Genomic DNA, 23,531 nt, shown 5'->3' with positions numbered 1-23,531 from the left:
GGCTAAGCGGCAGCGATCAGTGCTCCTTGTTGGCGCAGATGCGATTGGAAACGATCGGCATAGTCTTCGACAACGGCATTCCTTACGCTGGAGCGCGCCTCAAGCGCCTCAAGCGCCTCACGCCAAGCCGAAATGCGCGGAAGGCCGTCGAAAATCTGGTGTGCGACAGTTGCGTCGATACTCTCGAAGTAACGGAAAAGCGGCGCATAAACCGCATCAACCATTCCAAAGGCCGAGCCATCGAAGAACGGCCCCACGCCTATTTCTGACTCCAGTTTGCCGAGCCGTTCGCGAAATGCGGTGCGCTTGGCATCTGCGGTCGCAGAGTCACGAGCGTGGAGAAACTGCCAGGCTTCAGCTTGAGTCTGCGACGCGAACTCGATCCACGCGCGATTCCGGGCGCGAGCTAACGCATCAACGGGGTACATCGGCGCGCCATCTTGGGTTTCGTCGAGGTACTCGCAGATGACCATGCTTTCGAATAGGATCGCATCTTCCGCATTGTCCTGGCGCACCTTGAGCACGGGGACCTTGCCGGTTGGCGAAACGGCCAGGAACCAGTCTGGCTTGGCTGATAAATCGACATTTATCCGATCGAATTGGATGCCCTTTTCAAGAAGCACAATTGCGGCGCGCTGTACGAATGGGCAGAGTGGGTGGCTTATTAGCGTAAGAGCGTTCATTGCTTTTAGTGGCTCTGGATGGTTTATCAAGCGCAAACAGCGACAGAGGTTTCCCGCGTGCCGCTGTTTGCACAGTCTGGATTGGACTCGTTCGTCGCTGAGTGCCGAGGTGGGCGTTCAGTACCTGATTAACTCAGCCCAGGCGATGTTGCATTCGCGCAATTCTTGAGCGGCGCGCTTAGCCATTCAGCAGGCGGCCGCCGTCAAGGACGATTTCAGAGCCGACCGTCCAGCGCGACTCGTCGGATGCCAGATACAGCACTGCTTTGGCGACCTCGTCGGAGGTACCGAAGCGCCCAAGCGGAATGGTTGCCGCGATCTCTTTGTTAAGCTGCTCGCGATAAGCCTGCGGAATACCGAGCTTGTCGTAAAGTGGTGTCTCGACGGGGCCAGGGCTCACTGCGTTGACACGGATGCCACGGCCCAGCAATTCGGTCGAGAGCGTCTTCGACATGTTCAGCAAGGCGGCTTTCGTTGCGGCATACACGGACGAGCGATCTGCGCCTGCATGCGCGCTTACGGAAGTAGTCAACACTACGGAAGCAGGATTTGCGAAGACCGGCAACAGCGCCTGCATCAGGAAGTACGGCCCTTTGACGTTGATGTCGAAAGAGCGGTCGAACATATCTTCCGTCCATTCCTCGATGGGCAGCCAGACGGATACGCCAGCATTGAGGAAGGCAACGTCAAGTTGGCCGTAGTGTTCCTTGATGACTTGTGCCAGCTCCTTTTGTGCGGCAACGCTGGCCGAGTCGGCACGCAGCACCGGCACTTCCGGGCCCAATTCGGCCTGGGCCTTTGCAATCGAATCGGGGTTGACACCCGTTACGATCACGCGAGCACCCTCCGCCAGGAACTGCTTTGCCGTTTCCAGCCCGATGCCACTGGTGCCGCCAGTGATGAGAGTACGTTTACCTTGCAAGCGCGACATTTGAATTCTCCGGTGAATGACGACCACCGCGGTCGACATGGAGAAATATGCGCTCATGCTTCGTATCGGATAAGACTGCCTATTCGCATATAATTCATGCAAATCAGGCATGAATTAAGGTGGGGAAGTGGACCGATTTCTTTTGATGACATGCTTCGCGCGTGCTGTAGAAACTGGGAGCTTTTCGGCGGCAGGGCGCGATCTAGGGTTGGGGCAACCCAATGTAAGCCGCTATGTAGCGGCTCTGGAGGATCATTTGCAGACGCGCTTGCTCCACCGGTCTACGCGCAAGCTATCCTTGACGCCGGAGGGCGAACGCTACTATGCGGACATCCGGCGCATCCTGGATGCGGTGGATGAATCCGAATCTTCCTTCAGGAACAACATCGTCCCATCGGGACTCTTGCGCGTAGCCTGTCCGACAGCTCTCGCACACGCGTTTGTACTGCCGCATGTGCCGGCCTTTTTGGAGCGCTACCCTCAATTGATCTTGGATCTGCAACTCAACGATCGATACGTAGACCTGGTCAATGAAGGTACCGAACTCGCCATTCGCATAGGACAGCTGGAGGACAGCTCCTTGCGCGCCCGGCCTCTTGGATGGTACGACCGGGTCTTCGTCGCCAGCAAGGACTACTTGGCTAAACGCGGAGTTCCACAGACCCCGGATGATCTACGCGACCACGACTGCATCATCTACACCTTACTGTCGTCCGGGGCGACCTGGCGATTCCGTGACGCGGACATTCCGATTGCCGGCAGGCTCAGGGTCAACTCGCCAGACGCTGTCAGTGCGGCGGTCGTGGCAGGCCTGGGTGTGGCGCATGGACCTGCGTGGCTGTTTGAGGGCGGGCTGAACAGCGGGAGATTACAGTTCATTCTTACCAACCATACGGCTCCCCCTGTCCCCGTGCAGATGGTTTATGTCGCCAATAGACTGCTCCCCACGCGGGCTATCGTGTTCATGGATTTTATGGCTGACGTGTTTTCAAAGATTCCAGCCTTGAACGGCAGCACCCCTCTGCCGACTCTGCTGGAGTCATCGTCAAACAAAAAAAGCCCCGCGTCCAAATGAACGCGGGGCAAAGAATTGGTTGGTTGCGGCCAACCAAAGGAGCTCGGTTGAGCAGGGCGGCTCAGTTGCTGGCAACGGTTTCCGGTTTCCAGCCGCCACCCAGGGCCTTGTAGATCGCGACGATGCCGCGGTACAGGTCCACTTCGGCCTGGGCCTGGGTATCTTCGGCGGCCAGGCGTTCACGTTGGGCATCGAGCAGCACGAGGAAGTCCACGGTGCCTTCGCGGTAGCGAATCTCGGCCAGGTCGGCGGCGGCGCGGCTCGATTCACTCTGGCGGATCAGTGAAATCAGTCGTTGCTGACGCTTGCCGTAGTCGCTGAAGGCGTTTTCCGATTCTTCCAGGGCCAGCAGTACTTGCTGTTCGTAAGTCGCCAGGGCGCCGTCCGCCTCGGCGTCGGCACCGCGCAAGCGCGCCCGCACGCTGCCCAGGTCGAAAGCGGCCCAGGTAATGCTCGGGCCCAGCGCCCAGGCGTTGGCGGCCGAGGAGCCGATCTGCGAACCGCGTCCAGCCGTGAAACCGAGGAAACCGCTCAGGCTGACCCGTGGGAACAGATCGGCCTTGGCCACGCCGATGCGCGCCGTGGCGGCGGCCAGTTGGCGCTCGGCACTGAGAATGTCCGGGCGTCGTTGCAGCAGTTCACCCGGATCACCGATGGGCAGGGCCTTGGCGATGGCTGGCAACTGTTTCGGGCTCAAGTCCACGCTGAGTTTGTCCGGGCGCTCGCCCAGCAACGTGGCGATGCGGTTGCGTTGGCGCACCTGTTCGGCCTGCAGTTGCGGCACGCTGGCCTCTACAGACGCCAGGCGGGCATCGGCACGGACCACGTCGAGCTGATCGCCGACACCGGCATCGCGCAGGCTTTCGGTGATCTTGCGCGAGTCCTGCTGATTCTTCAGGTTGGCCAAGGCGATCTTTTCCCGCAGTTGCGCGCCGCGCAACTGACCGTAGGCGTCCACCAGTTCGGCGATCATCGTCACCTGCAACTGATAGAGGTCGGCTTCGACCGCCTGCTGATCGGCATCGGTGGCTTCCAGGTTACGCCGGATGCGTCCGAACAGGTCCAGCTCCCAGGCCATGTCCAGGCCCAGGTCGTAACGCTCGGTGCTGACCCGGTCGGTGGTCTGCCCAGGAATCTGGCCTTTGCCCAGGTCGCTGCTGGCGCGGCTGGTGATGGTTGGCATGACGTCATTACTGGCGTCATCGCGAATCGCCCGGGCGGCACGCAAGCGAGCAAAGGCGACGCGCAACTCGCGGTTGCCATCCAGGGAACGGGTCACCAACGCGTTGAGGGTCGGGTCGTCGAACTGCTGCCACCAGACGCCCTCGAAGCGGGCGCGGTCGAAATTCTTCTGGCCGGCGGCACCGTCGGTGGCGGTGGTGATGTTCGCTGTTTCTGTTTGCGGTGCCTTGTAGTCCGGGCCTACGGCGCAGGCACTCAGTGCCAGAACCAGCAAGCTCGGCATGAACGCTTTCAAACTCATTGTTGCGCCTCCAGTTTCAAAGCCCGGGCCGCCTTGCGGGCCTCGCTGCGCTCGACGAAGTTGCGGATCAGTACATAGAACACAGGGGTGAGCAGCAGGCCGAAGAAGGTCACGCCGAGCATCCCGGAGAACACCGCCACACCCATGGCATGACGCATTTCCGCACCTGCGCCGCTGGAGAACACCAGGGGCACCACGCCCATGATGAAGGCGAAGGAGGTCATCAGGATCGGCCGCAGACGCAGGCGGCAGGCTTCGAGGACCGCCGCCAGCGGGTTCATGCCTTCGAGCTGTTTATCCTTGGCGAACTCGACGATCAGAATCGCGTTCTTGCAGGCAAGCCCCACCAGTACGATCAAGCCGATCTGGGTAAAGATGTTGTTGTCGCCACCGGAGAGAATCACCCCGGTAATCGCCGACAGCAGAGTCATTGGTACGATCAGGATCACCGCCAATGGCAGGCTCCAGCTTTCGTACTGTGCCGCGAGCACCAGGAACGCCAGCAGTACGCAGAGCGGGAACACGAACAGCGCGGTGTTGCCCGAGAGGATCTGCTGGTACGTCAGGTCGGTCCACTCGTACGTCATGCCGTTGGGCAGTTCCTCCTTGAGCAGTTTCTCGATGGCCTTTTCAGCCTGGCCGGAGCTGTAGCCAGGGGCAGCGGCACCGTTGATTTCAGCGGTGATGAAGCCGTTGTAGTGCATCACACGGTCTGGCCCCGAGGTGTCGCTGACCTTGATGAAGGTCGCCAGCGGGATCATCTCGCCACGGTTGTTGCGCACCTTGAGCTGGCCGATCTGGTCCGACTCGAGACGGAACTGCTGCTCGGCCTGGACGTTGACCTGGTAGGTGCGACCGAAGCGGTTGAAGTCGTTGGCATACAGCGAACCCAGGTAGATCTGCAGGGTGTCGAAGATGTCGCTGACGGCCACGCCGTGGGTCTTGGCTTTTTCACGGTCGATGGCGGCATCGACCTGGGGCACGTTCACGGTGTAGCTGGTGAACAACCCGGCCAGTTCCGGCACGCTGCGGCTCTTGGTGATGATGTTCATGGTTTCTTTGTACAGCTCGTCGTAGCCCAGGTTGCCCCGGTCCTCGATTTGCAGGCGGAAACCACCGATCGTGCCCAGGCCCTGTACCGGCGGCGGCGGGAAGATCGCCATGTAGGCTTCCTGGATCTCCGAGTACTTGCCGTTCAAGGCACCGGCGATGGCGCCGGCCGACATGCTCGGGTCCTTGCGCTCGTCGAAGGGCTTGAGGGTCACGAACACGATGCCGGCGTTCGGGCTGTTGGTGAAACCATTGATCGACAGGCCGGGGAAGGCCACGGCGCTTTCAACACCGGGTTGCTTGAGGGCCAGGTCGGACATGCGCTTGATCACGTCTTCGGTGCGATCCAGGCTTGAGGCGTCCGGCAGTTGGGCGAAGGCCACCAGGTATTGCTTGTCCTGGCCGGGCACGAAGCCGGTCGGGGTGGTGGAGAAGCCGAAGAACGTCAGCACCATCAGGCCAGCGTAGAGCACCAGGGCGATGCCGCTGCTGCGGATCACCCGAGCGACGGTGCCCACGTAGCCATGGCTGGCACGCTCGAAGAAGCGGTTGAACGGACGGAACAGCCAGCCACCGAATATCTTGTCCAGGAATTTGGAGAAACGGTCCTTGGGCGCGTCATGGCCCTTGAGCAGCACCGCGGCCAGGGCCGGCGACAGGGTCAGGGAGTTGACCGCCGAGATTACCGTGGAGATGGCAATGGTCAGGGCGAACTGTTTATAGAACTGACCGGTCAGGCCGCTGATGAACGCCGCCGGAACGAAGACCGCGCACAGCACCAGGGCGGTGGCGATGATCGGACCGGTCACTTCGCCCATGGCGCGCTTGGTCGCCTCCACGGGGGAGAGTCCCAGCTCGATGTTTCGCTCGACGTTCTCCACCACCACGATGGCGTCGTCCACCACGATACCGATCGCCAGGACCAGGCCGAACAGCGACAGGGCGTTCAACGAGAAGCCGAACAGGTGCATCACCGCGAACGTACCGATCAGCGAAACCGGCACTGCCACCAGGGGGATGATCGAGGCCCGCCAGGTCTGCAGGAACAGGATCACCACCAGCACCACGAGAATCAGGGCTTCGAACAGGGTGTGGACCACCGCTTCGATGGAGCCCCGGACGAAGATCGTCGGGTCATAGACGATGCTGTAGTCCATCCCGGCCGGGAAGCCTTTCTTCAGTTCGTCCATCTTGGCGCGAACGTCGTTGGATATCTGGATGGCGTTGGAGCCCGGACGCTGGAAGATCGGGATCGCCACCGCCGGCTGATTGTCCAGCAACGAGCGCAGGGCGTATTGGCTGGAACCCAGCTCGACCCGGGCGATATCCTTCAGGCGCGTGATCTCGCCGTTGGCGCCGGAACGAATGATGATGTTCTCGAACTCTTCCTCATTCACCAGGCGACCCTGGGTATTGATCGACAGCTGGAAGGATTGGGCATTGGGCGATGGCGGCGCCCCCAGGGCACCGGCCGCGACCTGGCGGTTCTGTTCACGGATCGCGGTGACCACGTCGGTGGCGGTCAGGTTGCGCGAGGCGGTCTTGTTCGGATCCAGCCAGACCCGCAGGGAGTAGTCACCCATGCCGAACAGCTGTACATCACCTACACCGCCCAGGCGCGCCAGCTCATCCTTGATGTTGAGCAGGGCGTAGTTGGACAGGTAGAGCATGTCGTAGCGTTTGTCCGGCGAGGTCAAGTGCACGACCATGGTCAGGTCGGGCGATGCCTTGTCCACCGTGATGCCGATCCGGGTCACTTCTTCCGGCAGCTTGGGCTCGGTCCGGGTGACGCGGTTCTGCACCTGCACCTGGGCGTTGTCCAGGTCGGTGCCCAGGGCGAAGGTGATGGTCAAGGTGATCTTGCCGTCAGCGGTGGACTGCGAGGACATGTACAGCATGTTCTCGACGCCGGTGATGGCTTGTTCCAGGGGCGCGGCCACGGTTTCGCCGATGACCTTGGGGTTGGCGCCAGGGAAGTTGGCGCGTACGACCACGGTCGGCGGCACGACTTCCGGGTATTCGCTGATCGGTAGCTGGAACAGCGAGATGGCGCCGGCGATCAGGATCAGCAGCGAAATCACCGCTGCGAAGATCGGCCGCGAAATGAAGAACTGGGAAAATTTCATCTTGGATTCAGTCCCTTAACCGCGTGGGGTCGCAGCGGCCAGTTTGCCTGCCGAGCCTGACGCCGCCTTGGATGGCGCGACTTGGGGCAGGTTGCTGGCTTCGAGCGCTTTACGTTGTTGTGCCAGGGCGGCAATGGTTTCGTCGCTGGCCATCGGCACGGTTTCAGGCGTGACCGGTGCCCCCGGACGAGCCCGTTGCAGCCCCTTGACGATGATGGTGTCGTCCTTGCTCAAGCCGTTGCGCACGATGCGCAGGCCTTCGATCTTCGGCCCCAGCTCGACAGCGCGGTAGGCCGGCTTGTTGTCGGCGTCCATCACCAGCACGAATTTCTTGCCCAGGTCGGTGCCCACGGCTTCGTCATTGATCAGCACGGCAGAGTAGGTGCCACTGCCCACCAGTTTCAGGCGGGCATACAGGCCTGGGGTATAGGCGCCGTCCTTGTTGTCAAACACGGCGCGACCGCGGATGGTGCCGGTCTGCGGGTTGACCTGGTTGTCGACGAAGTTCATCTGCCCCTGGTGCGGGTTGCCGTCTTCGTTGGACAGGCCCATGTAGACCGGTGTGGCCTGGCCGCGCTGGCCCTGGCGGGCGAGTTGGGTGTACTTGAGGAAGACACGCTCGTCGGCGTCGAAGTAGGCGTAGACCTTGTCGGTGGACACGACGCTGGTCAGCGGCGTGACGTCGGCGGTCACCAGGTTGCCGGCGGTGATGTCCGCCCGGCTGACGCGACCGCTGATGGGCGAGGTGACCCGGGTAAAGCTCAGGTTCAGTTTCGCCAGGTCCAACTGCGCCTGGATAGCCGCGGCGGCGGCACGGGCTTCCTGGGCGGCGCTGGTGCGCGAATCCGCCAACTCGGCGGAAATGGCGTTGCTCAAGCGCAGGCGTTCGCCGCGCTGGGCTTCGTTCTCGCTGCGGGTGGCGGTGGCGCGGGCTTGAGCCAGTTGGGCTTCGAGGCGACGGACTTCAGCCTGGAAGGGGCGTGGGTCGATCTGGAACAACAGGTCGCCTTTCTTGACCAGCGCGCCTTCGGTGAAGGCCACTTCGTCGATCTGCCCGGAAACCCGCGGGCGGATCTCGACGGTTTCTGGCGCCTCGAGGCGGCCGGTGAACTCATCCCATTCGTTGACGGGCTGCTCCAATACCTTGGCCACACTGACTTTGGCCGGCGGCATGGACGCTGCCGTGTCGGGAGTCTTGCCGCAGGCGCTCATCACCAGCACCGCCAGCAGCGCGAGGGGAAAACGCAGTTTTGAAAGTGAATGTTCCATGGATAGCATCCGCCAATGTATTGAGAATGGGCGGATGATGCGTGGCGCAAGGCACAGGAACGAATCGAATGAAGCAAAGGTAACTATCATTCAGAATGATATAAGCCATCGATGAGGGCTCTAGTCCGGCTTCCCTCGCCACAGTCTACTGCGGCAAATAAAGGTCATGGACACGCTTGACGGTCCCATCCGCGCGAAGCGCTTCAACCGCGTCGCGCAGATGCTCGACCATTTCCGGCGAGCATTGCTTGGAGCAGGCCAGGTAAAGGTCGGCGTTGCTGCCAACCGAACTCATGAGCAGTTTGCGCTTGGACACCTTCGGCCAGATGTAACGACTCTCCGGCACGCCGTTGAACCAGGCATCGATACGCCCCATCAACAGCATCTGGGCGGGATTGTCGCCGATGGCCAATGGATAGATCTGCTCGTCGCTGAACCCTTCGCTGCGCAGGATATCTTCCTGTGCACTGCCCAGGCCGACGCCGATCTTGCGGTAGGTTTCTTTCGCTTGGGCGAAGCTGCTCACCCGCCGCTCGAGGCTGAAAAAGGCGCGCTCCATGGGCATGATCGAGGCGATCCAGGTGAAGCGATCCTCACGAGTGGGGATGCGCGACAGGGGGGTGATCAAGTGGTCATGTTCTTCGCTGACATGCTTTTGTGCCCGGGCCCAGGGAAGCACATGGACCTTTACGGTGTACCCGGCCCTGGTCATGGCCGCCACGGCGACATCGCCCACGATGCCGTGGCCCCTGGGGTCGTTGACGAAGGTCAGCGGCGGTGCGTCGAGAATGTGCAGTTCAATGACCGGAGGCTCAGCGCCCGCCTCATGGGAAGCCAGCAGCGGCAGTAACAGACAAAGCCGGTAAAGCGCTTTGGTTGAGGCGTTCAAAACGCGTGTAGTCGGGCTCATGGACGGATACTTCAGGCATTGAAAGTGGTGCGCCAATCCCGGCGTACGGGCGCCGGGAACAACGTCTACAGGCCAGCTTCTTTATAGGGTGCGGCGCATGATGCAGCGATCCAGCAGGATTCGCCAGAACCGTTCCATCCCATCACGTCAGTGCCGCTGCCTTGGCCCGACTGTGCTTCTGAAGGTATAGATCATTTACTCGGCGCAAGCGGCTAATTTGGATGTGTACCTGCACGGCGGACCTCCGGTGCAAGGTCCTGCCGCGAAAGTCCCGTCCGTTCCCGGCATCGGTTGGACACGGACTGTAGGGTTTTCTTGCCGCAAGCGCGGCGCTACGATGGTCCGACCTCACACGTAAGAGGATTTTCGATGAGCCTTTCTCCGTTTCATCTGGCGATTCCGGTCTACGATCTTGCCGCCGCCCGTACCTTCTATGGTGAAGTGTTTGGCCTGGAAGAAGGCCGTTCCAGCAGCCAGTGGGTCGATTTCAATTTCTACGGTCACCAACTGGTGATTCATGAGCAACCCAAGACCGCTTCCCAGGAAAGCGCCCAGAGCAATCCAGTGGACGGGCACGATGTGCCGGTCCCGCACTTTGGCGTTGTTCTGGCTTGGGAGGCGTGGGAGGCACTGGCTGAACGATTGAGATCTTTCGGTACGGAGTTTGTGATTGAACCCTACGTCCGCTTCAAAGGGCAGGTTGGCGAGCAAGCCACGATGTTCCTGTTCGATCCGTGTGGCAATGCCCTTGAATTCAAGGCATTCAAGGATATGAGCCAGCTTTTTGCCAAATGATACGGATAAATCGGGAGCCCTTGTGGCGAGGGAGCAAGGCGCGGGTAACTGACGGACGGTTGTTTTGTGACTATATTCATTGGTGGTCACAAGTTGTCATCCCTCGCAGGGATGCGTAAGCTGCTTCCATGAATCAGCCAACAGCACCTTCGCCCAGCACTCGCGGCCCAGCCGATCATGACATTCGCGACCAGATTGTCGCGGCGGCCAACGAGCATTTCAGTCAATACGGCTACGCCAAGACCACCGTGTCTGACCTGGCCAAGGCCATCGGCTTTTCCAAGGCCTACATCTACAAGTTTTTCGATTCCAAGCAGGCGATTGGCGAAGCCATTTGCTCCAGTTGTCTTGCGAAGATCGTTGCGGCCGTGGAGGAGGCCATCAGCGAGGAGGGGCTCTCTTCGACCGAGCGCTTTCGCCGCCTGGTCAAGACCCTGATTACCACGGGAATCGACCTGTTCTTCAATGATCGCAAGCTCTACGACATTGCCGCATTCTCCGCGTCGGAGCGCTGGCCCAGCTCCCAGGTGTATGACGCACGGATCAAGCAATTCGTGGTGCAGGTCGTACGGGAAGGGCGCGAGAGCGGTGAGTTCGAACGCAAGACGCCCTTGGATGAAACCGTTGAAGCGATACACCTGACCCTTCGGCCTTTCGTCAACCCGCTATTGCTGCAGTACAGCCTCGATCATGTCGAAGTGGCGCCGACGCTCACCGCCAACCTCATCCTGCGTAGCCTGATGCCCTGAGGGACGGCTGCCACGAGCAGCCGTCCCGATTCGAAAACGACTTCCCTTGCATTCGGGTTGTACCTGACTGAGCGGTCTCTTTTTGCCTGATAAGTGACTATTGACACAAATGGTCACATGAATAAGTATGGCATCGACTTTCAAGTGGCCCCTCTTGCGATGCTTCTGCGGGTTCACGTTCAGGCCAGTCGGAGGACGTCTAAATGACCAGTTTTGCTCAGGTGCTGGCCCAGTTTGATCCGAGCGTGCCGTTCGTTGCTCCCGCCAATTGGCAGCAGGGTCGCACGATCTTCGGGGGGCTTTCGGCTGCGTTGTCGTTGGAGGCGGTTCTGCGCGAACGCCCACAGGGCTTTCCTCCGTTCAAGTCTGCGCAGGTGTCATTCATAGGTCCGGTCACGCAGGCCCAGACATTCGACACAAGCGTGTTGCGCGAAGGGCGATCCGTGACTTCGGTGTCTGTCGACTGCAAGTCGGGCGATGAGCTGGCGTTGCGCACGACCTTGCTGTTCGCTCAACCACGAGCCAGCAGGATTACCCATGAAGCGTGGGGATGCCCGTTGGTGGAGGAGGCGTCGCGGTACACCACGCTGGCGCTGGACAACACCATTGCGCCTGCCTGCGCCTTCAACTTCGAAATGCGCCCCGCGGGTGGTTCACTGCCGGTGTCCGGGGCTAAAAATCCCGAGTTACTGATGTGGGTTCGTCACCTGGATGCCCAGGGGGTGGATCCGGCGGTGGCTTTGATCGCCCTCGCTGACAGCCTGCCGCCCGCCGCGATGACCTGCTTCACAGAGCCGGCAGCCATCAGCTCGGCTTCCTGGACTATCGATCTGCCGCAGCCCGCCGTGACCGGCGAATGGTTCCTCATCAGTTCTTTCAGTCAGCAAGCCTTGGAAGGCTACTCGCTACAGGATATGGAGATCTGGGACGAAAGCGGTCGGCGGGTGCTTTGGGCGCGTCAGACCGTGGCGATTTTTACCTAGTAGAAAAACAAACCGTTCCCCCCCAGCAATTGTTCCTAGAGTCCTAATAATGAAAAGAATCTTGCTCAAGACCCCCATGAGTCTCGCCGTTGCGTTTGCAACGTCCCAAGTGTTTGCCAGCGGCTTTGCGCTGAACGAACAAAGCATCAGTGGGATGGGCTCGGGTTTTGCCGGGCGGTCCTCTTCCGCTGAAGATGCCAGTACTGTCTTCGGCAACCCGGCGGGCATGTCTCGCTTGAAGAAAGAGCAGGTCAGCCTGGGCGCTGCGACACTGTTCACCCAGAGCGATATCAGCCAGACCCGCAGTACTTTCGGTGGCCGAGAGGATGGTGACATGGTGCCGACCACCACGGTGCCGATGGGTTACTACGTCAAGCCGGTGGATGAGCATTGGGCTGTCGGCGTTGGTTTTTATGTGCCATTTGGTTTGATCACCGATTATGGCAGTGACTTTGCCGGGCGTTATTACGGCAACAAAAGCGAAGTGACGACGCTGACCTTCCAGCCCACCGTCAGCTATGCCTTCAACGACAAGGTATCGATCGGGTTTGGTCCGACCATCAACCGCATCAGCGGTGAAATCTCCGGGATGGTGCCCAATCCCCTCAGCCCCGGCAGTAACGACGGCAAGCTCAAGAGCAATGGCGACGATACGGCGCTCGGCTTCAACGCCGGCATCCTGGTGCAGGCGACGGACCAGACTCGCCTGGGGCTGACTTACCACTCCAAGGTCAGTTACCACCTGGACGCCAAGTCCAAGCTCACCGGCGGCATTTTCAGCGTGTTGGGGGTAAGTGGCCGCAGCTATGATGCGTCGTTGGACGTGGATACTCCGGAGTCCGTGGACATCTCGCTCACTCATCAGCTCAATGATGACTGGACGATGTACCTGGGAAGTACCTGGACGCGCTGGAGCCGCTTCAAAGAGTTGACCATCGAGAACTCCGGCCTGCCTGCGCTGCTGAGCGGCGCGTTGAGCACCGTCAGCGAAGAACAGAACTGGCATGACACCTGGGCCCATGCCATCGGTGCCGCGTATAAGCTCAACGATCAATGGGTCCTGCGCGCGGGCTTGTCGGTCGACCAGTCGCCCGCCAACAACACCAATCGTGGGCCTCGGATACCAACCGGCGACCGCACGGTGCTCAGCTTCGGTGCCGGCTGGACGCCAGTGAAAGAGGTGACGATCGACGTGGCTTACTCCTACTTGCAGGAAGAGAGCGTGCGCATCAACGAAACCTCGTCGACCCGTGGCGCATACAGTTCCAAATACCGGAACAGTGCCAGCGGTTTTGGTACTTCAGTCAGCTATCGCTTCTAACGCAATTGGGCGTGTGTCGGGAGCCCTTGCGGCTCCCGGTCCTTCGCCGCATCGCATTCATGCCCCCATGACATTCGCCATGAGACGCTGGTGAAATCGGCGTGGCGTGGCCCAAGTCAGCACCGTGAGCGCCTTGTTGCCGAAGCCGGGTACCACACTCATGCGCCCGGCTTGCAGTGCGCGAATGCCTGCGCGAACCACTGGCTCGGGTTGCATCATCACCATTTTCAGCGCTGGCGTGAGGGTCTGGTTGGCACTCTGCGCAAACCCGGTATCCGACATGCCAGGGCACAGTGCGGTCACGACGACACCGTCGCCCTTGAGTTCCTGATGCAGTGCTTCGGAGAAGCGAAGCACGTAGGCCTTGGCCGCTGAATAGACCGCGAAATTTTTCACGCCTTGATAGGAAAGCAAGCTGGCGATCTGCAAAATGTGCCCGCGGCGACGGATGCGCATGTCCTGCGCAAAGAGGCGAGTCATGGTGGTCAGGCTGGCGATATCCAGATCGATCATTGCCAGGGATTGGTCAATGGCGTGGTCCAGGAACGGGCCCTGCAATCCATGGCCGGCGTTGTTGATGAGCACATCGACCGCAATACCCTGTTGAACCAGCCGCTTGTGCAATTCGATGACTGCCGGAATCGAAGACAGGTCGACTTGTTCGTTGATCACCTCGGTGCCGAAACGCTCACGCAGTTCTTTTGACAGCGCTTCTAGTTTGTCCAGCCTGCGGGCTACCAGAACGAGGGATTTTCCCTGCGCTGCGTATTGCCGGGCGAACTCCTCGCCAAAGCCGCTTGAAGCACCCGTGATGAGCACCCAGGAATTCTCGTTGGTTTTCATGTGGCTGGACTCCGGTTGTAGAGATTGAAAATAGTTGTGATTGCCCGGTCGCGAGCAAGCTCGCTCCCACAGGGAATGAGCGCTAACCCTGTGGGAGCGAGCTTGCTCGCGATGACGGCCTGGTGTTCATGTCGAATCATCGGCTCGCTATGGGCTGTGGTGGCTGCGGCGCTTGCCAGCCGCCACCGAGCGCCCTGAATGCCGCGACCGCCGCCCGTGCCGATTCCGTCCGTGCTTGTGCCCGGGCATCGGATGCCTGGAGCAGCGTTTCGTCGGCGTTAAGGACATCGATCAGGCTGGCCGTGCCTTTCTGATAGGCGATAAAGGACGATCGACGCGCCTCGCTCAATGACGCTTCGCCCGCGCTGAGCGTGGTGGCCTGGGCTTCTCGGTTGACCAAGGCGGAGAAGGCATTCTCGACATCCTCCGTGGCGCGCAATGCGGACTGGCGGTAAGCGGCCAGCGCCTCGGCTTCCTGTCCCTTGGCCTGGTCGATCTGGGCGTTGATCCGGCCAAAATCGAACAGCCTCCAGCGCAGCCCCAGCGCCCCCGACGCCTGGCTGGCGCCGCCGGAGAAAAGGTGTCCGGCAGAGACCGTAGTGGCGCTGCCGAGCAACGCGCTGAGGGAAAATTTTGGATAGTACTCGGCGACGGCTTCACCGATACGAGCATTGGAGGCGGCGAGACGGCGCTCGGCGACAATGAGGTCCGGCCGGCGGCGCAGCAGATCAGCCGGTGTACCCATCTCGCTGATTTGTGGGGGCAGGGGAATGCTAGCCGTCTCGGTCAGTTGCGGGCGGTGGGTGCCTGGCGGCGTGCCGAGCATGACATCCAGCGCATTCATGGCGGCATCCAGCCCGGTTTGCAGGACCGGTACCGTTGCCTGGACCTGGGCAAGTGCGCCCTCGGTCTGGCGGACCTGATAGCTGGCGGCGAGCCCTTTGCTGTAGAGCAGCTGGACTTTTTCCAGCAGGTCCTGCTGGGTCTTGACCTGGCGGTTCGCAATGTCCAGTCGCGCTTGCAAGCCGCGCAGGGTGATGTAGATGTCAGCGGTCTGCGCGGCGACGGCCAGCCTCGTGGCCGCGGCCCCGGCCTCGGAGGCCTGGTACTCGGCCAATGCAGCTTCGCGTCCGCGTCGCAGGCCACCAAAGACATCCAGTTCCCAGCTTGCGCCCAGGTCCATCGAGTAGGTATTTCCATATCGATCATAACCGGGGTTTGAATCGAGCACCTGGCCCAGCGGCGTCTCGACGGATTGATAGGCCCGTGCGGCCTGGCCGCTGATATTTCCCGACGGCAGCAAGGCGGCGTTGGCGGCGCCCAGACCCGCCCGCGCTTGGGCAACGCGCGCTGAGGCCTGGGCAAGGTCGAGGTTCTGCTCCAACGCCTTGGTGATGAAATCGGTCAGCACCGGGTCGCCAAAACCCTCCCACCAGACTGTGAGATTGGTCCGCGCTGTGCCGGTCCTTTGTTCGACAGAAGACTGGCCCAGGAAACGATCCGAAAGCGTGGCATCGGGACGCTGATAGTCCGGACCGACCGCGCAGCCGGTCATCAAGCTGGCGCTTACTAAAAAAGCAAGGGGGCGCAGGGGTGGCATTGACGTTTCCTTGGGATCGACATTTGTGACCATATTATATTATGGTCACATCCTGTCAATTGGTGATGGAAGTGGGCTTTCGGATTGAAAGTGCAGTATTTGCTGGTTGTCTATAAAAAATGGATATTCAGAAACTGTATGATGATATGTGACCATTGACAGTATTGGTCACGAGCGCAAGAATGAGATCCCAGTCCTCTGTTCAGTAAAGGGAACCTATGCTCCGGCTCCGACCTGTCACCCTTGCCGCTTGCTTGTTGCCTCTCGTCCTCACGGCGTGTGGCGACTCATCCACTGCTACCGATCCGCGCACGCTTGCTCCTCTGGTGAGGGTTGCGCAAGTGCAGGGTTCCTCCGCCGGGGCTCGTTCTTTCACCGGCGTCGTGGCGGCGCGCGTCCAGAGCGACCTGGGCTTTCGTGTATCAGGCAAGGTCCTGGAACGGTTGGTGGATGCCGGTCAGGCCGTCAAGAAGGGCCAGCCGCTGATGCGTCTGGACCCCATCGATCTGGGCTTGCAGGCGCGAGCCCAGCAAGAGGCTGTCACGGCCGCACGTGCCCGAGCCAAGCAGACCGCTGACGATGAAGCTCGATATCGCGAGCTGGTGGCCGCCGGGGCGATTTCGGCGTCGGGTTATGACCAGATCAAAGCCGCCGCCGATACCGCGAAGGCGCAGCTCAGCGCCGCCGAGGCGCAAGCCGACGTGGCCCGCAATGCGTCCGGCTATGCGGTGCTTCTCGCCGACGCCGATGGTGTGGTGATGGAAACGCTCGCCGAGCCGGGGCAGGTCGTCAGTCCGGGTCAACCGGTGGTCCGACTGGCGCGAGCCGGGCAGCGCGAAGCCGTCGTGCAACTGCCCGAGACCTTGCGGCCGGCCGTCGGGTCCAGCGCCCAGGCGACGCTGTATGGCAACACCAGCGGGGCGGTCGCCGCCAAACTCAGACTGCTTTCCGATTCGGCTGACCGGGTGACCCGTACCTTTGAAGCACGTTATGTCCTGGAAGGTGCCCTGGCTAATGCACCGCTGGGCTCGACCGTCACACTGCGTATCGCCGAGGGCGTGGCCCAGGGGCAGGTGCTGCAAGTACCGATTGCGGCGCTGTACGACCCCGGCAATGGCACTGGCGTGTGGGTCATCGACGGCGAGCCGGCAAAAGTGACTTGGCGTCCCGTCCAGGTCTTGGGCTTGAGCGACGACGCGGCGCGCGTTGCAGGCCGTCTCAACGTCGGTGAGCGCATTGTCGGCCTGGGTGCACATCTGCTGCGTGAAGGCGAGCCCGTCCGGCTGCTTGCACAGGGCGATGTGAACGTCGCGGGGACCCGCCAATGAGCTTCAATCTATCGGCGCTCGCCGTGCGCGAGCGCGCCATCACGGTATTTCTGATTTTCCTGATTGCCGTTGCCGGGACCCTGGCGTTCTTCAAGCTTGGCCGCGCGGAGGATCCTCCGTTCACGGTCAAGCAACTGACCGTCATCACGGCATGGCCGGGCGCGACGGCGCAGGAGATGCAGGACCAGGTCGCCGAGCCCCTGGAAAAACGCCTGCAGGAATTGAAATGGTACGACCGCTCGGAAACCTACACTCGTCCTGGTCTGGCTTTCACCATGGTTTCGCTGCTGGACCGCACGCCGCCTTCACAGGTGCAGGAAGAGTTCTACCAGGCGCGCAAGAAGCTCGACGACGAAGCCACCAAGTTGCCGGCGGGTGTGATCGGACCCCTGGTCAACGACGAGTACTCGGATGTGACGTTCGCACTTTTCGCCCTCAAGGCCAAGGGCGAGCCGCAGCGCCTGCTGGTGCGTGATGCCGAGGTTCTGCGCCAGCGCCTGTTGCATGTGGCGGGGGTGAAGAAGGTCAACATCATCGGCGAACAGGCCGAGCGCATTTTCATTTCCTTCTCCCACGATCGGCTGGCGACCTTGGGTGTTTCTCCCCAGGACATCTTCGCCGCACTGAACAGCCAGAACGTACTGACGCCCGCCGGCTCCATCGAAACCAAGGGGCCGCAGGTTTTCCTGCGGGTGGAGGGCGCCTTCGATACCTTGGAGAAAATCCGCGACACGCCGCTGGCCATCCAGGGGCGCACGTTGAAACTCTCGGACGTGGCGACGGTTGAGCGTGGCTATGAAGACCCGGCCACCTTCCTGGTGCGCAACAACGGCGAAGAGGCGTTGTTGCTGGGGGTGATCATGCGCGAGGGCTGGAACGGCCTCGATCTGGGCAAGGCGCTCGATGCCGAGACGAGCAAGATCAATGAAGACATGCCGCTGGGCATGACGCTGACCAAGGTGACCGATCAAGCCGTGAACATCGATTCGGCCGTCGGCGAGTTCATGGTCAAGTTTTTTGTCGCGCTGCTGGTTGTGATGCTCGTGTGCTTTCTCAGCATGGGCTGGCGTGTAGGCGTTGTGGTCGCAGCGGCCGTACCGTTGACACTGGCCATCGTGTTTGTGGTGATGGCGGCTACTGGAAAGAACTTTGACCGAATCACCTTGGGTTCGCTGATCCTGGCGCTCGGGCTGCTGGTGGACGACGCGATCATCGCGATCGAAATGATGGTGGTGAAAATGGAGGAGGGCTACGACCGGATCAAAGCCTCCGCCTATGCCTGGAGTCACACGGCCGCACCGATGCTGTCCGGTACGCTGGTGACCGCGATTGGCTTCATGCCCAACGGTTTTGCCCAATCGACCGCTGGCGAATACACCAGCAACATGTTCTGGATCGTGGGCATCGCCCTGATCGCCTCCTGGGTGGTCGCGGTGGCTTTTACCCCTTACCTGGGGGTGAAAATGTTGCCGGACATCAAACCGGTCGAGGGCGGACATGCCGCCATTTACAACACCCGCCACTACAATCGCTTCCGCCAGGTCCTGACGCGGGTCATCGGCCACAAATGGCTGGTGGCCGGCACGGTGATCACGCTGTTTGTCGTGGCCGTCCTGGGCATGGGCCTGGTGAAAAAGCAGTTCTTTCCGACCTCTGACCGTCCCGAGGTAATGGTCGAGGTGCAAATGCCCTATGGCACTTCCATCGAGCAGACCAGCGCCGCCACGGCCAAGGTCGAAGCCTGGCTGCAAAAACAGGCGGAAGCGAAAATCGTCACCGCCTATATCGGACAGGGCGCGCCGCGTTTCTTCCTGGCAATGGCGCCAGAACTCCCAGATCCGTCGTTCGCCAAGATCGTCGTGCTGACGGACAGCCAGGAGGCACGGGAAACCCTCAAGTTCCGTCTTCGCGAAGCGGTTGCCGCAGGGCTTGCCCCTGAGGCCCGTGTCAGGGCGACCCAGATTGTGTTCGGTCCGTATTCACCGTTTCCGGTGGCCTACCGGGTGATGGGGCCTGATCCGACGAAACTGCGGGAGATTGCCGCACGCGTACAGGACGTCATGCAAGCCAGCCCGATGATGAGGACGGTCAACACCGATTGGGGGCCGCTGGTGCCGACGCTGCATTTCAACCTGGATCAGGATCGCCTGCAGGCGGTCGGACTGACATCCAGTGCTGTCGCCGAGCAACTGCAATTCCTGCTGACCGGGGTGCCGATCACGGCGGTTCGCGAGGACATCCGTTCGGTGCAGGTGGTGGGGCGCGCCGCCGGTGACATCCGCCTCGACCCCGCCCGGATCGAAGGCTTTACGCTGGTGGGGGCCGCCGGGCAGCGTATCCCGCTGTCCCAGGTCGGCGAGGTGGATGTACGCATGGAGGATCCGATCCTTCGGCGGCGCGATCGTACGCCGACCATCACCGTGCGCGGCGACATCGCCGAAGGCTTGCAGCCACCAGACGTCTCGAGCGCGATGCTCGCGCTATTGCAGCCAATCCTCGACACGCTTCCTGACGGCTACCGGATCGAGCAGGCAGGGGCTATCGAGGAATCGGGCAAGGCCAACCAAGCAATCCTGCCCCTGCTGCCGATCATGGTGGCGCTGACGCTGCTGATCATCATTGTCCAGGTGCGTTCGATCTCGGCGATGCTCATGGTGTTCTTAACCGCGCCCTTGGGACTGATTGGCGTGGTGCCGATGCTGCTGATATTCCACCAGCCGTTCGGCATCAACGCCCTGGTCGGCCTGATCGCACTGTCGGGCATCCTGATGCGCAATACGCTGATCCTGATCGGGCAGATCCATCACAACGCCCAGGAAGGGCTGGATCCCTTCAATGCTGTCATCGAAGCCACCGTACAGCGGGCCCGCCCCGTGCTGTTGACGGCGCTGGCGGCGATCCTGGCGTTCATTCCCCTGACGCACTCGGTGTTCTGGGGGACGTTGGCCTACACGCTGATCGGCGGTACGTTCGTCGGCACGCTCATGACCCTGGTGTTCCTGCCAGCGATGTATTCCATCTGGTTCAAGATCCGTCCCGGCCAGCCTGCTCCAATTGAAACAGTGCGGCTGGTATAAGCGAGTGTTCGCGCGTGGCTGCCAGTGAGCGTCCACCGAAAAATGAAGAGGTTCTTATGAGTACTCCCGAAGGTCAAAAGCGAATCGTCGTCACGGGTGTCGGCATTGTCGGCCCCCTGGGTTGCGGTGTAGAAGAGGTGTGGCAGCGGTTGCTGGCCGGCCGCTCCGGCATTCGTATCCTGCCTGGCGATATCACCGAGGGTACCGGTGTGGCCGTGGGCGGCCAGGTGCCGTCGTTGGAGGAAGACGCCAGCGCTGGTTATGACCCCGAGCGCGTCATCCCGGTCAAGGATCGCAAGAAAATGGATCGCTTCATCGAGTTTGCGCTGGTGGCCGCCCATGAGGCCCTGGAGCAGGCGGGCTGGCATCCGACCGAAACCGTCGACCAGGAGCGGACCGCGACGATCATTTCATCGGGCGTGGGTGGGTTTGGCGCCATTGCCGATGCCATACGCACCACCGACTCGCGGGGGCCGCGTCGGCTGTCACCGTTCTCTGCGCCGGCGTTTCTCGCCAACATGGCGGGCGGCCACGTGTCCATCCGGCATGGCCTCAAAGGCCCGCTCGGTGCCCCGGTAACCGCCTGTGCGGCCGGCGTCCAGGCCATCGGCGATGCGGCCCGGCTGATCCGGAGCGGGGAGGCGGACATTGCCGTTTGCGGCGGTACCGAGGCGGCGATCGATCGCGTGACCTTGGGTTGTTTCGCGGCGGCCAGGGCGCTCTCCACCGGTTTTGCCGACCGCCCGCAGGAAGCTTCGCGCCCCTTCGACCGTGATCGCGACGGCTTTGTCATGGCCGAAGGCGCGGGCTTGTTGGTGATCGAGTCGCTGGAACATGCCTTGGCGCGTGGGGCCAAGCCCCTGGCGGAACTGGTCGGCTATGGCACCAGCGCCGATGCCTACCACCTGACGGCCGGCCCGGAAGACGGCAACGGCGCCCGCCGCGCAATGGAACAGGCGTTGCGCCAGGCCGCTGTCAGCCCAGCCGACGTGCAGCATATCAATGCCCATGCGACGTCTACCCAGGTCGGCGACAGCGGGGAACTGGCGGCGATTCGTTCGGTGTTCGGCACGGACTCCGGGGTGGCGATCACCTCGACTAAATCGGCTACCGGCCACCTGCTGGGCGCGGCGGGGGGCATTGAAGCTATCTTCACGGTATTGGCGCTACGTGACCAGATCGTGCCGCCGACCCTGAACCTGGTTCATCCTGACGAGGCCGCCGCTGGGCTTGATCTGGTTGGCTTGAAGGCCAGGAAGATGCCGATTACCCATGCGCTTTCCAATGGGTTCGGGTTCGGTGGAGTCAATGCCAGCGTGTTGTTTCGTCGTTGGGAGGCTGAGGCTTGAGTATTTGATCTTGTGTCGCCCGCCACGCAGGGCCATCCCGCGTGGCGTATCACCTTTCACATCAATTTCAATTTTTCCTTAAGAACCGCACAGGCGTGCCGATATAGCGCGATAGATCCGATTGTGCGGGCGCTCCAGTGGTGTCTCGCCGAAAGATATTTCAGGCGTTCGCGCGCCTGTGCCCTTGTGATTTTTCAGGTTTGACCAGAATCGGACCTCAGGTGATGAACCATGTCAGCCCACGTCAGGACCGAACTGGAAGGCGCCCTTGCCGTCTGCAAAGGTAGTTTTCTTTCCGTTGGTTTTTTCAGTTTTTTCGTCAACTTGCTGATGCTGGTTCCTTCGTTCTACATGCTGCAGGTGTATGACCGCGCGGTAGGCAGCGCCAGCCTGTCGACGCTGTTGATGCTGACGTTGATCATGTTGCTGTTGATGATCACGATGGGTGGCTTGGAGTGGGTCCGTTCGCGGATTATGGTGCGGATCAGTACTCGACTGGACACGCTGCTGAGCCGGCGTCTGTTCGACGCCAGTTTCAAGCAGGCGCTCAATACCAGTGGCATGAATGCCACGGCCCAGCCTTTGAGCGACCTGAACGGTTTGCGCCAGTTCCTGACGGGCAACGGCCTGTTTGCATTTTTCGACGCGCCGTGGATCCCGATCTACCTGGCTGTCATGTTCATGTTTCATTCCTGGTACGGCTGGATGGGGATCGTGAGTGCCGTGTTACTGGGCGCGCTGGCCTTTGCCAACGAAAAGCTCACCCACTCGCCGCTGCAGGCTGCCAATCGTGAACAGATGGCGGCCACTGCGTTCACCAACAAAAGTTTGCGCAATGCCGAAGTGGTGGAGTCCATGGGCATGCTTGCCAGCTTGCGCGAGCACTGGAGCGGGCGAACCCATAAGATTCTCGCCCTGCAAAGCCTGGCCAGCGACCGTGCCGCGACCATCACGTCGGTGTCCAGGACGTTCCGGCAGATTGTTCAGTCGCTGGTGCTGGGCCTGGGTGCCTATTTGACGATCAATCACGAGATTTCGTCGGGGCTGATGATTGCCGGCTCGATTTTGCTGGGACGTGCGTTGGCGCCCATCGATCAGTTGATCGGCGTATGGAAAGGCTTCCTGGGCGCCCGCGCGCAATATGCCCGGCTGCACGAATTGCTGCTCAAGATTGCCGCCGAGCCTGAACGCATGCCGTTGCCGGCACCCGAAGGGGCGATTCGCGTCGAGGGTCTTTCGGCGGGATCGCCGGACGCTCGCAAACCGATTATCCGCGGCGTGGATTTCCAGGTGGCCGCGGGCGAAGTAGTGGGCATCATTGGCCCCAGCGGTGCCGGGAAGTCGACCCTGGCCAGGGCGTTGTTGGGCGTCTGGCCAAGCCTGGTCGGCACCGTGCGCCTGGACGGTGCCGACATCAGCCAATGGCGTCGGGAGGAGTTGGGTCAGTACATCGGTTATCTGCCCCAGGACATCGAACTCTTTGAAGGCACGATCAGCCAGAACATCTCCCGCTTCGGCCCGGTGAACGCTCCTGCCGTGGTCGCCGCCGCGCGCATGGCGGGTGTGCATGAGTTGATTCTGCAACTGCCCGATGGCTACGACACCTTGATCGGAGCCAATGGCGGTGGGTTGTCCGGCGGCCAGCGACAACGAATCGGCCTGGCCCGCGCCTTGTACGGTGAGCCGCGCCTGGTGGTGCTCGATGAACCCAACTCCAACCTGGACGATGCCGGAGAAAAGATGCTCGCCGAGGCGCTGCAAAAGCTCAGGCAGAGCAGGGCCACGGTATTTGTCATTACCCATCGATCCGGCGTGCTGGCGCAGGTGGACAAGCTGCTGGTGCTCAATCATGGCGAACTGAGTCTGTTCGGACCGCGGGATCAGGTCCTGGCCCGCCTGCGGGATGTAACACCCACGACCCGGCAGGCTGCCGCGATTCAACCGTAGGAAACGGATGAG

The 23,531-nt window shown here is 61.3% G+C and carries 17 protein-coding genes; 9 read left to right on the top strand and 8 right to left on the bottom strand.

Annotated features, from left to right (window positions below; all coding sequences use genetic code 11):
* Nucleotides 1–2: 2 nt before the first annotated feature.
* Both IB266_RS05085 and IB266_RS05080 read right to left on the bottom strand, forming a co-directional pair.
* Nucleotides 3–683: a glutathione S-transferase family protein gene (locus tag IB266_RS05085; RefSeq protein ID WP_192260417.1), complete on the bottom strand. Its 681-nt coding sequence runs from the start codon at nt 681–683 to the stop codon at nt 3–5.
* Nucleotides 684–861: 178 nt separating this feature from the next.
* Nucleotides 862–1,614 carry an SDR family oxidoreductase gene (locus tag IB266_RS05080; protein WP_192260416.1) on the bottom strand — a complete coding sequence of 251 codons (753 nt, stop codon included), beginning with the start codon at nt 1,612–1,614 and terminating at the stop codon, nt 862–864.
* A gap of 127 nt (nt 1,615–1,741) precedes the next feature.
* Here IB266_RS05080 and IB266_RS05075 point away from each other — a divergent pair, with 127 nt between their 5' ends.
* Nucleotides 1,742–2,689: a LysR family transcriptional regulator gene (locus tag IB266_RS05075; RefSeq protein ID WP_192260415.1), complete on the top strand. Its 948-nt coding sequence runs from the start codon at nt 1,742–1,744 to the stop codon at nt 2,687–2,689.
* 61 nt (nt 2,690–2,750) lie between these two features.
* On the opposite strand, the gene IB266_RS05070 is transcribed toward IB266_RS05075, so the two are convergent.
* From IB266_RS05070 to IB266_RS05055, 4 genes are all read right to left on the bottom strand, one after another.
* Nucleotides 2,751–4,172 carry an efflux transporter outer membrane subunit gene (locus IB266_RS05070; protein WP_192260414.1) on the bottom strand — a complete coding sequence of 474 codons (1,422 nt, stop codon included), beginning with the start codon at nt 4,170–4,172 and terminating at the stop codon, nt 2,751–2,753.
* On the bottom strand, nt 4,169–7,348 hold the full coding sequence (locus IB266_RS05065; RefSeq protein ID WP_192260413.1) for an efflux RND transporter permease subunit: 3,180 nt from the start codon (nt 7,346–7,348) through the stop codon (nt 4,169–4,171). Before IB266_RS05065 ends, IB266_RS05070 begins: the two co-directional genes overlap by 4 nt.
* A gap of 15 nt (nt 7,349–7,363) precedes the next feature.
* Nucleotides 7,364–8,617 (bottom strand): multidrug efflux RND transporter periplasmic adaptor subunit MexE, encoded by a 1,254-nt coding sequence (mexE, locus tag IB266_RS05060; RefSeq protein ID WP_192260412.1) that lies wholly within the window; start codon nt 8,615–8,617, stop codon nt 7,364–7,366.
* 145 nt (nt 8,618–8,762) lie between these two features.
* Nucleotides 8,763–9,527 carry a substrate-binding periplasmic protein gene (locus IB266_RS05055; protein ID WP_192260411.1) on the bottom strand — a complete coding sequence of 255 codons (765 nt, stop codon included), beginning with the start codon at nt 9,525–9,527 and terminating at the stop codon, nt 8,763–8,765.
* A 369-nt stretch (nt 9,528–9,896) separates the two neighbouring features.
* Between IB266_RS05055 and IB266_RS05050 the strand changes: the two genes are divergently transcribed.
* The 4 genes from IB266_RS05050 to IB266_RS05035 all read left to right on the top strand — a co-directional run bounded on the left by IB266_RS05050 (nt 9,897) and on the right by IB266_RS05035 (nt 13,375).
* On the top strand, nt 9,897–10,322 hold the full coding sequence (locus tag IB266_RS05050; RefSeq protein WP_060742514.1) for a VOC family protein: 426 nt from the start codon (nt 9,897–9,899) through the stop codon (nt 10,320–10,322).
* A 128-nt stretch (nt 10,323–10,450) separates the two neighbouring features.
* Nucleotides 10,451–11,071, top strand: coding sequence for a TetR/AcrR family transcriptional regulator (locus IB266_RS05045; protein WP_060742513.1), 621 nt, complete (start codon nt 10,451–10,453; stop codon nt 11,069–11,071).
* A gap of 203 nt (nt 11,072–11,274) precedes the next feature.
* Nucleotides 11,275–12,054: a thioesterase family protein gene (locus IB266_RS05040; protein ID WP_192260410.1), complete on the top strand. Its 780-nt coding sequence runs from the start codon at nt 11,275–11,277 to the stop codon at nt 12,052–12,054.
* 49 nt (nt 12,055–12,103) lie between these two features.
* Entirely contained in the window at nt 12,104–13,375 is a 1,272-nt protein-coding gene (locus tag IB266_RS05035; protein ID WP_192260409.1) for an OmpP1/FadL family transporter, read from the top strand.
* Nucleotides 13,376–13,432: 57 nt separating this feature from the next.
* Here the strand turns inward: IB266_RS05035 and IB266_RS05030 are convergent, their stop codons facing one another.
* Complete coding sequence (locus IB266_RS05030; protein ID WP_192260408.1) at nt 13,433–14,218, bottom strand: SDR family NAD(P)-dependent oxidoreductase; 786 nt, start codon at nt 14,216–14,218, stop codon at nt 13,433–13,435.
* Between the two features lie 136 nt (nt 14,219–14,354).
* A complete protein-coding gene (locus tag IB266_RS05025; protein ID WP_192260407.1) occupies nt 14,355–15,818 on the bottom strand; it encodes an efflux transporter outer membrane subunit in 1,464 nt (487 codons plus the stop codon).
* 218 nt (nt 15,819–16,036) lie between these two features.
* Here IB266_RS05025 and IB266_RS05020 point away from each other — a divergent pair, with 218 nt between their 5' ends.
* The 4 genes from IB266_RS05020 to IB266_RS05005 all read left to right on the top strand — a co-directional run bounded on the left by IB266_RS05020 (nt 16,037) and on the right by IB266_RS05005 (nt 23,519).
* Nucleotides 16,037–17,146, top strand: a complete 1,110-nt coding sequence (locus IB266_RS05020) for an efflux RND transporter periplasmic adaptor subunit (RefSeq protein ID WP_192260406.1) — start codon at nt 16,037–16,039, stop codon at nt 17,144–17,146.
* Nucleotides 17,143–20,223 carry an efflux RND transporter permease subunit gene (locus tag IB266_RS05015; protein ID WP_192260405.1) on the top strand — a complete coding sequence of 1,027 codons (3,081 nt, stop codon included), beginning with the start codon at nt 17,143–17,145 and terminating at the stop codon, nt 20,221–20,223. Before IB266_RS05020 ends, IB266_RS05015 begins: the two co-directional genes overlap by 4 nt.
* Nucleotides 20,224–20,279: 56 nt before the next feature.
* Nucleotides 20,280–21,572 carry a beta-ketoacyl-ACP synthase II gene (fabF, locus tag IB266_RS05010; RefSeq protein ID WP_192260404.1) on the top strand — a complete coding sequence of 431 codons (1,293 nt, stop codon included), beginning with the start codon at nt 20,280–20,282 and terminating at the stop codon, nt 21,570–21,572.
* A 231-nt stretch (nt 21,573–21,803) separates the two neighbouring features.
* Nucleotides 21,804–23,519 carry a type I secretion system permease/ATPase gene (locus IB266_RS05005; RefSeq protein WP_192260403.1) on the top strand — a complete coding sequence of 572 codons (1,716 nt, stop codon included), beginning with the start codon at nt 21,804–21,806 and terminating at the stop codon, nt 23,517–23,519.
* The last annotated feature ends 12 nt before the right edge of the window (nt 23,520–23,531 follow it).

Source organism: Pseudomonas sp. Pdm06 (assembly GCF_014851795.1).
In the GTDB taxonomy this organism is placed as follows: domain Bacteria; phylum Pseudomonadota; class Gammaproteobacteria; order Pseudomonadales; family Pseudomonadaceae; genus Aquipseudomonas; species Aquipseudomonas fluorescens_AA.
The sequence above is the reverse complement of the archived record's forward strand: the minus strand, read 5'-3'. Positions and strand labels throughout refer to the sequence as shown.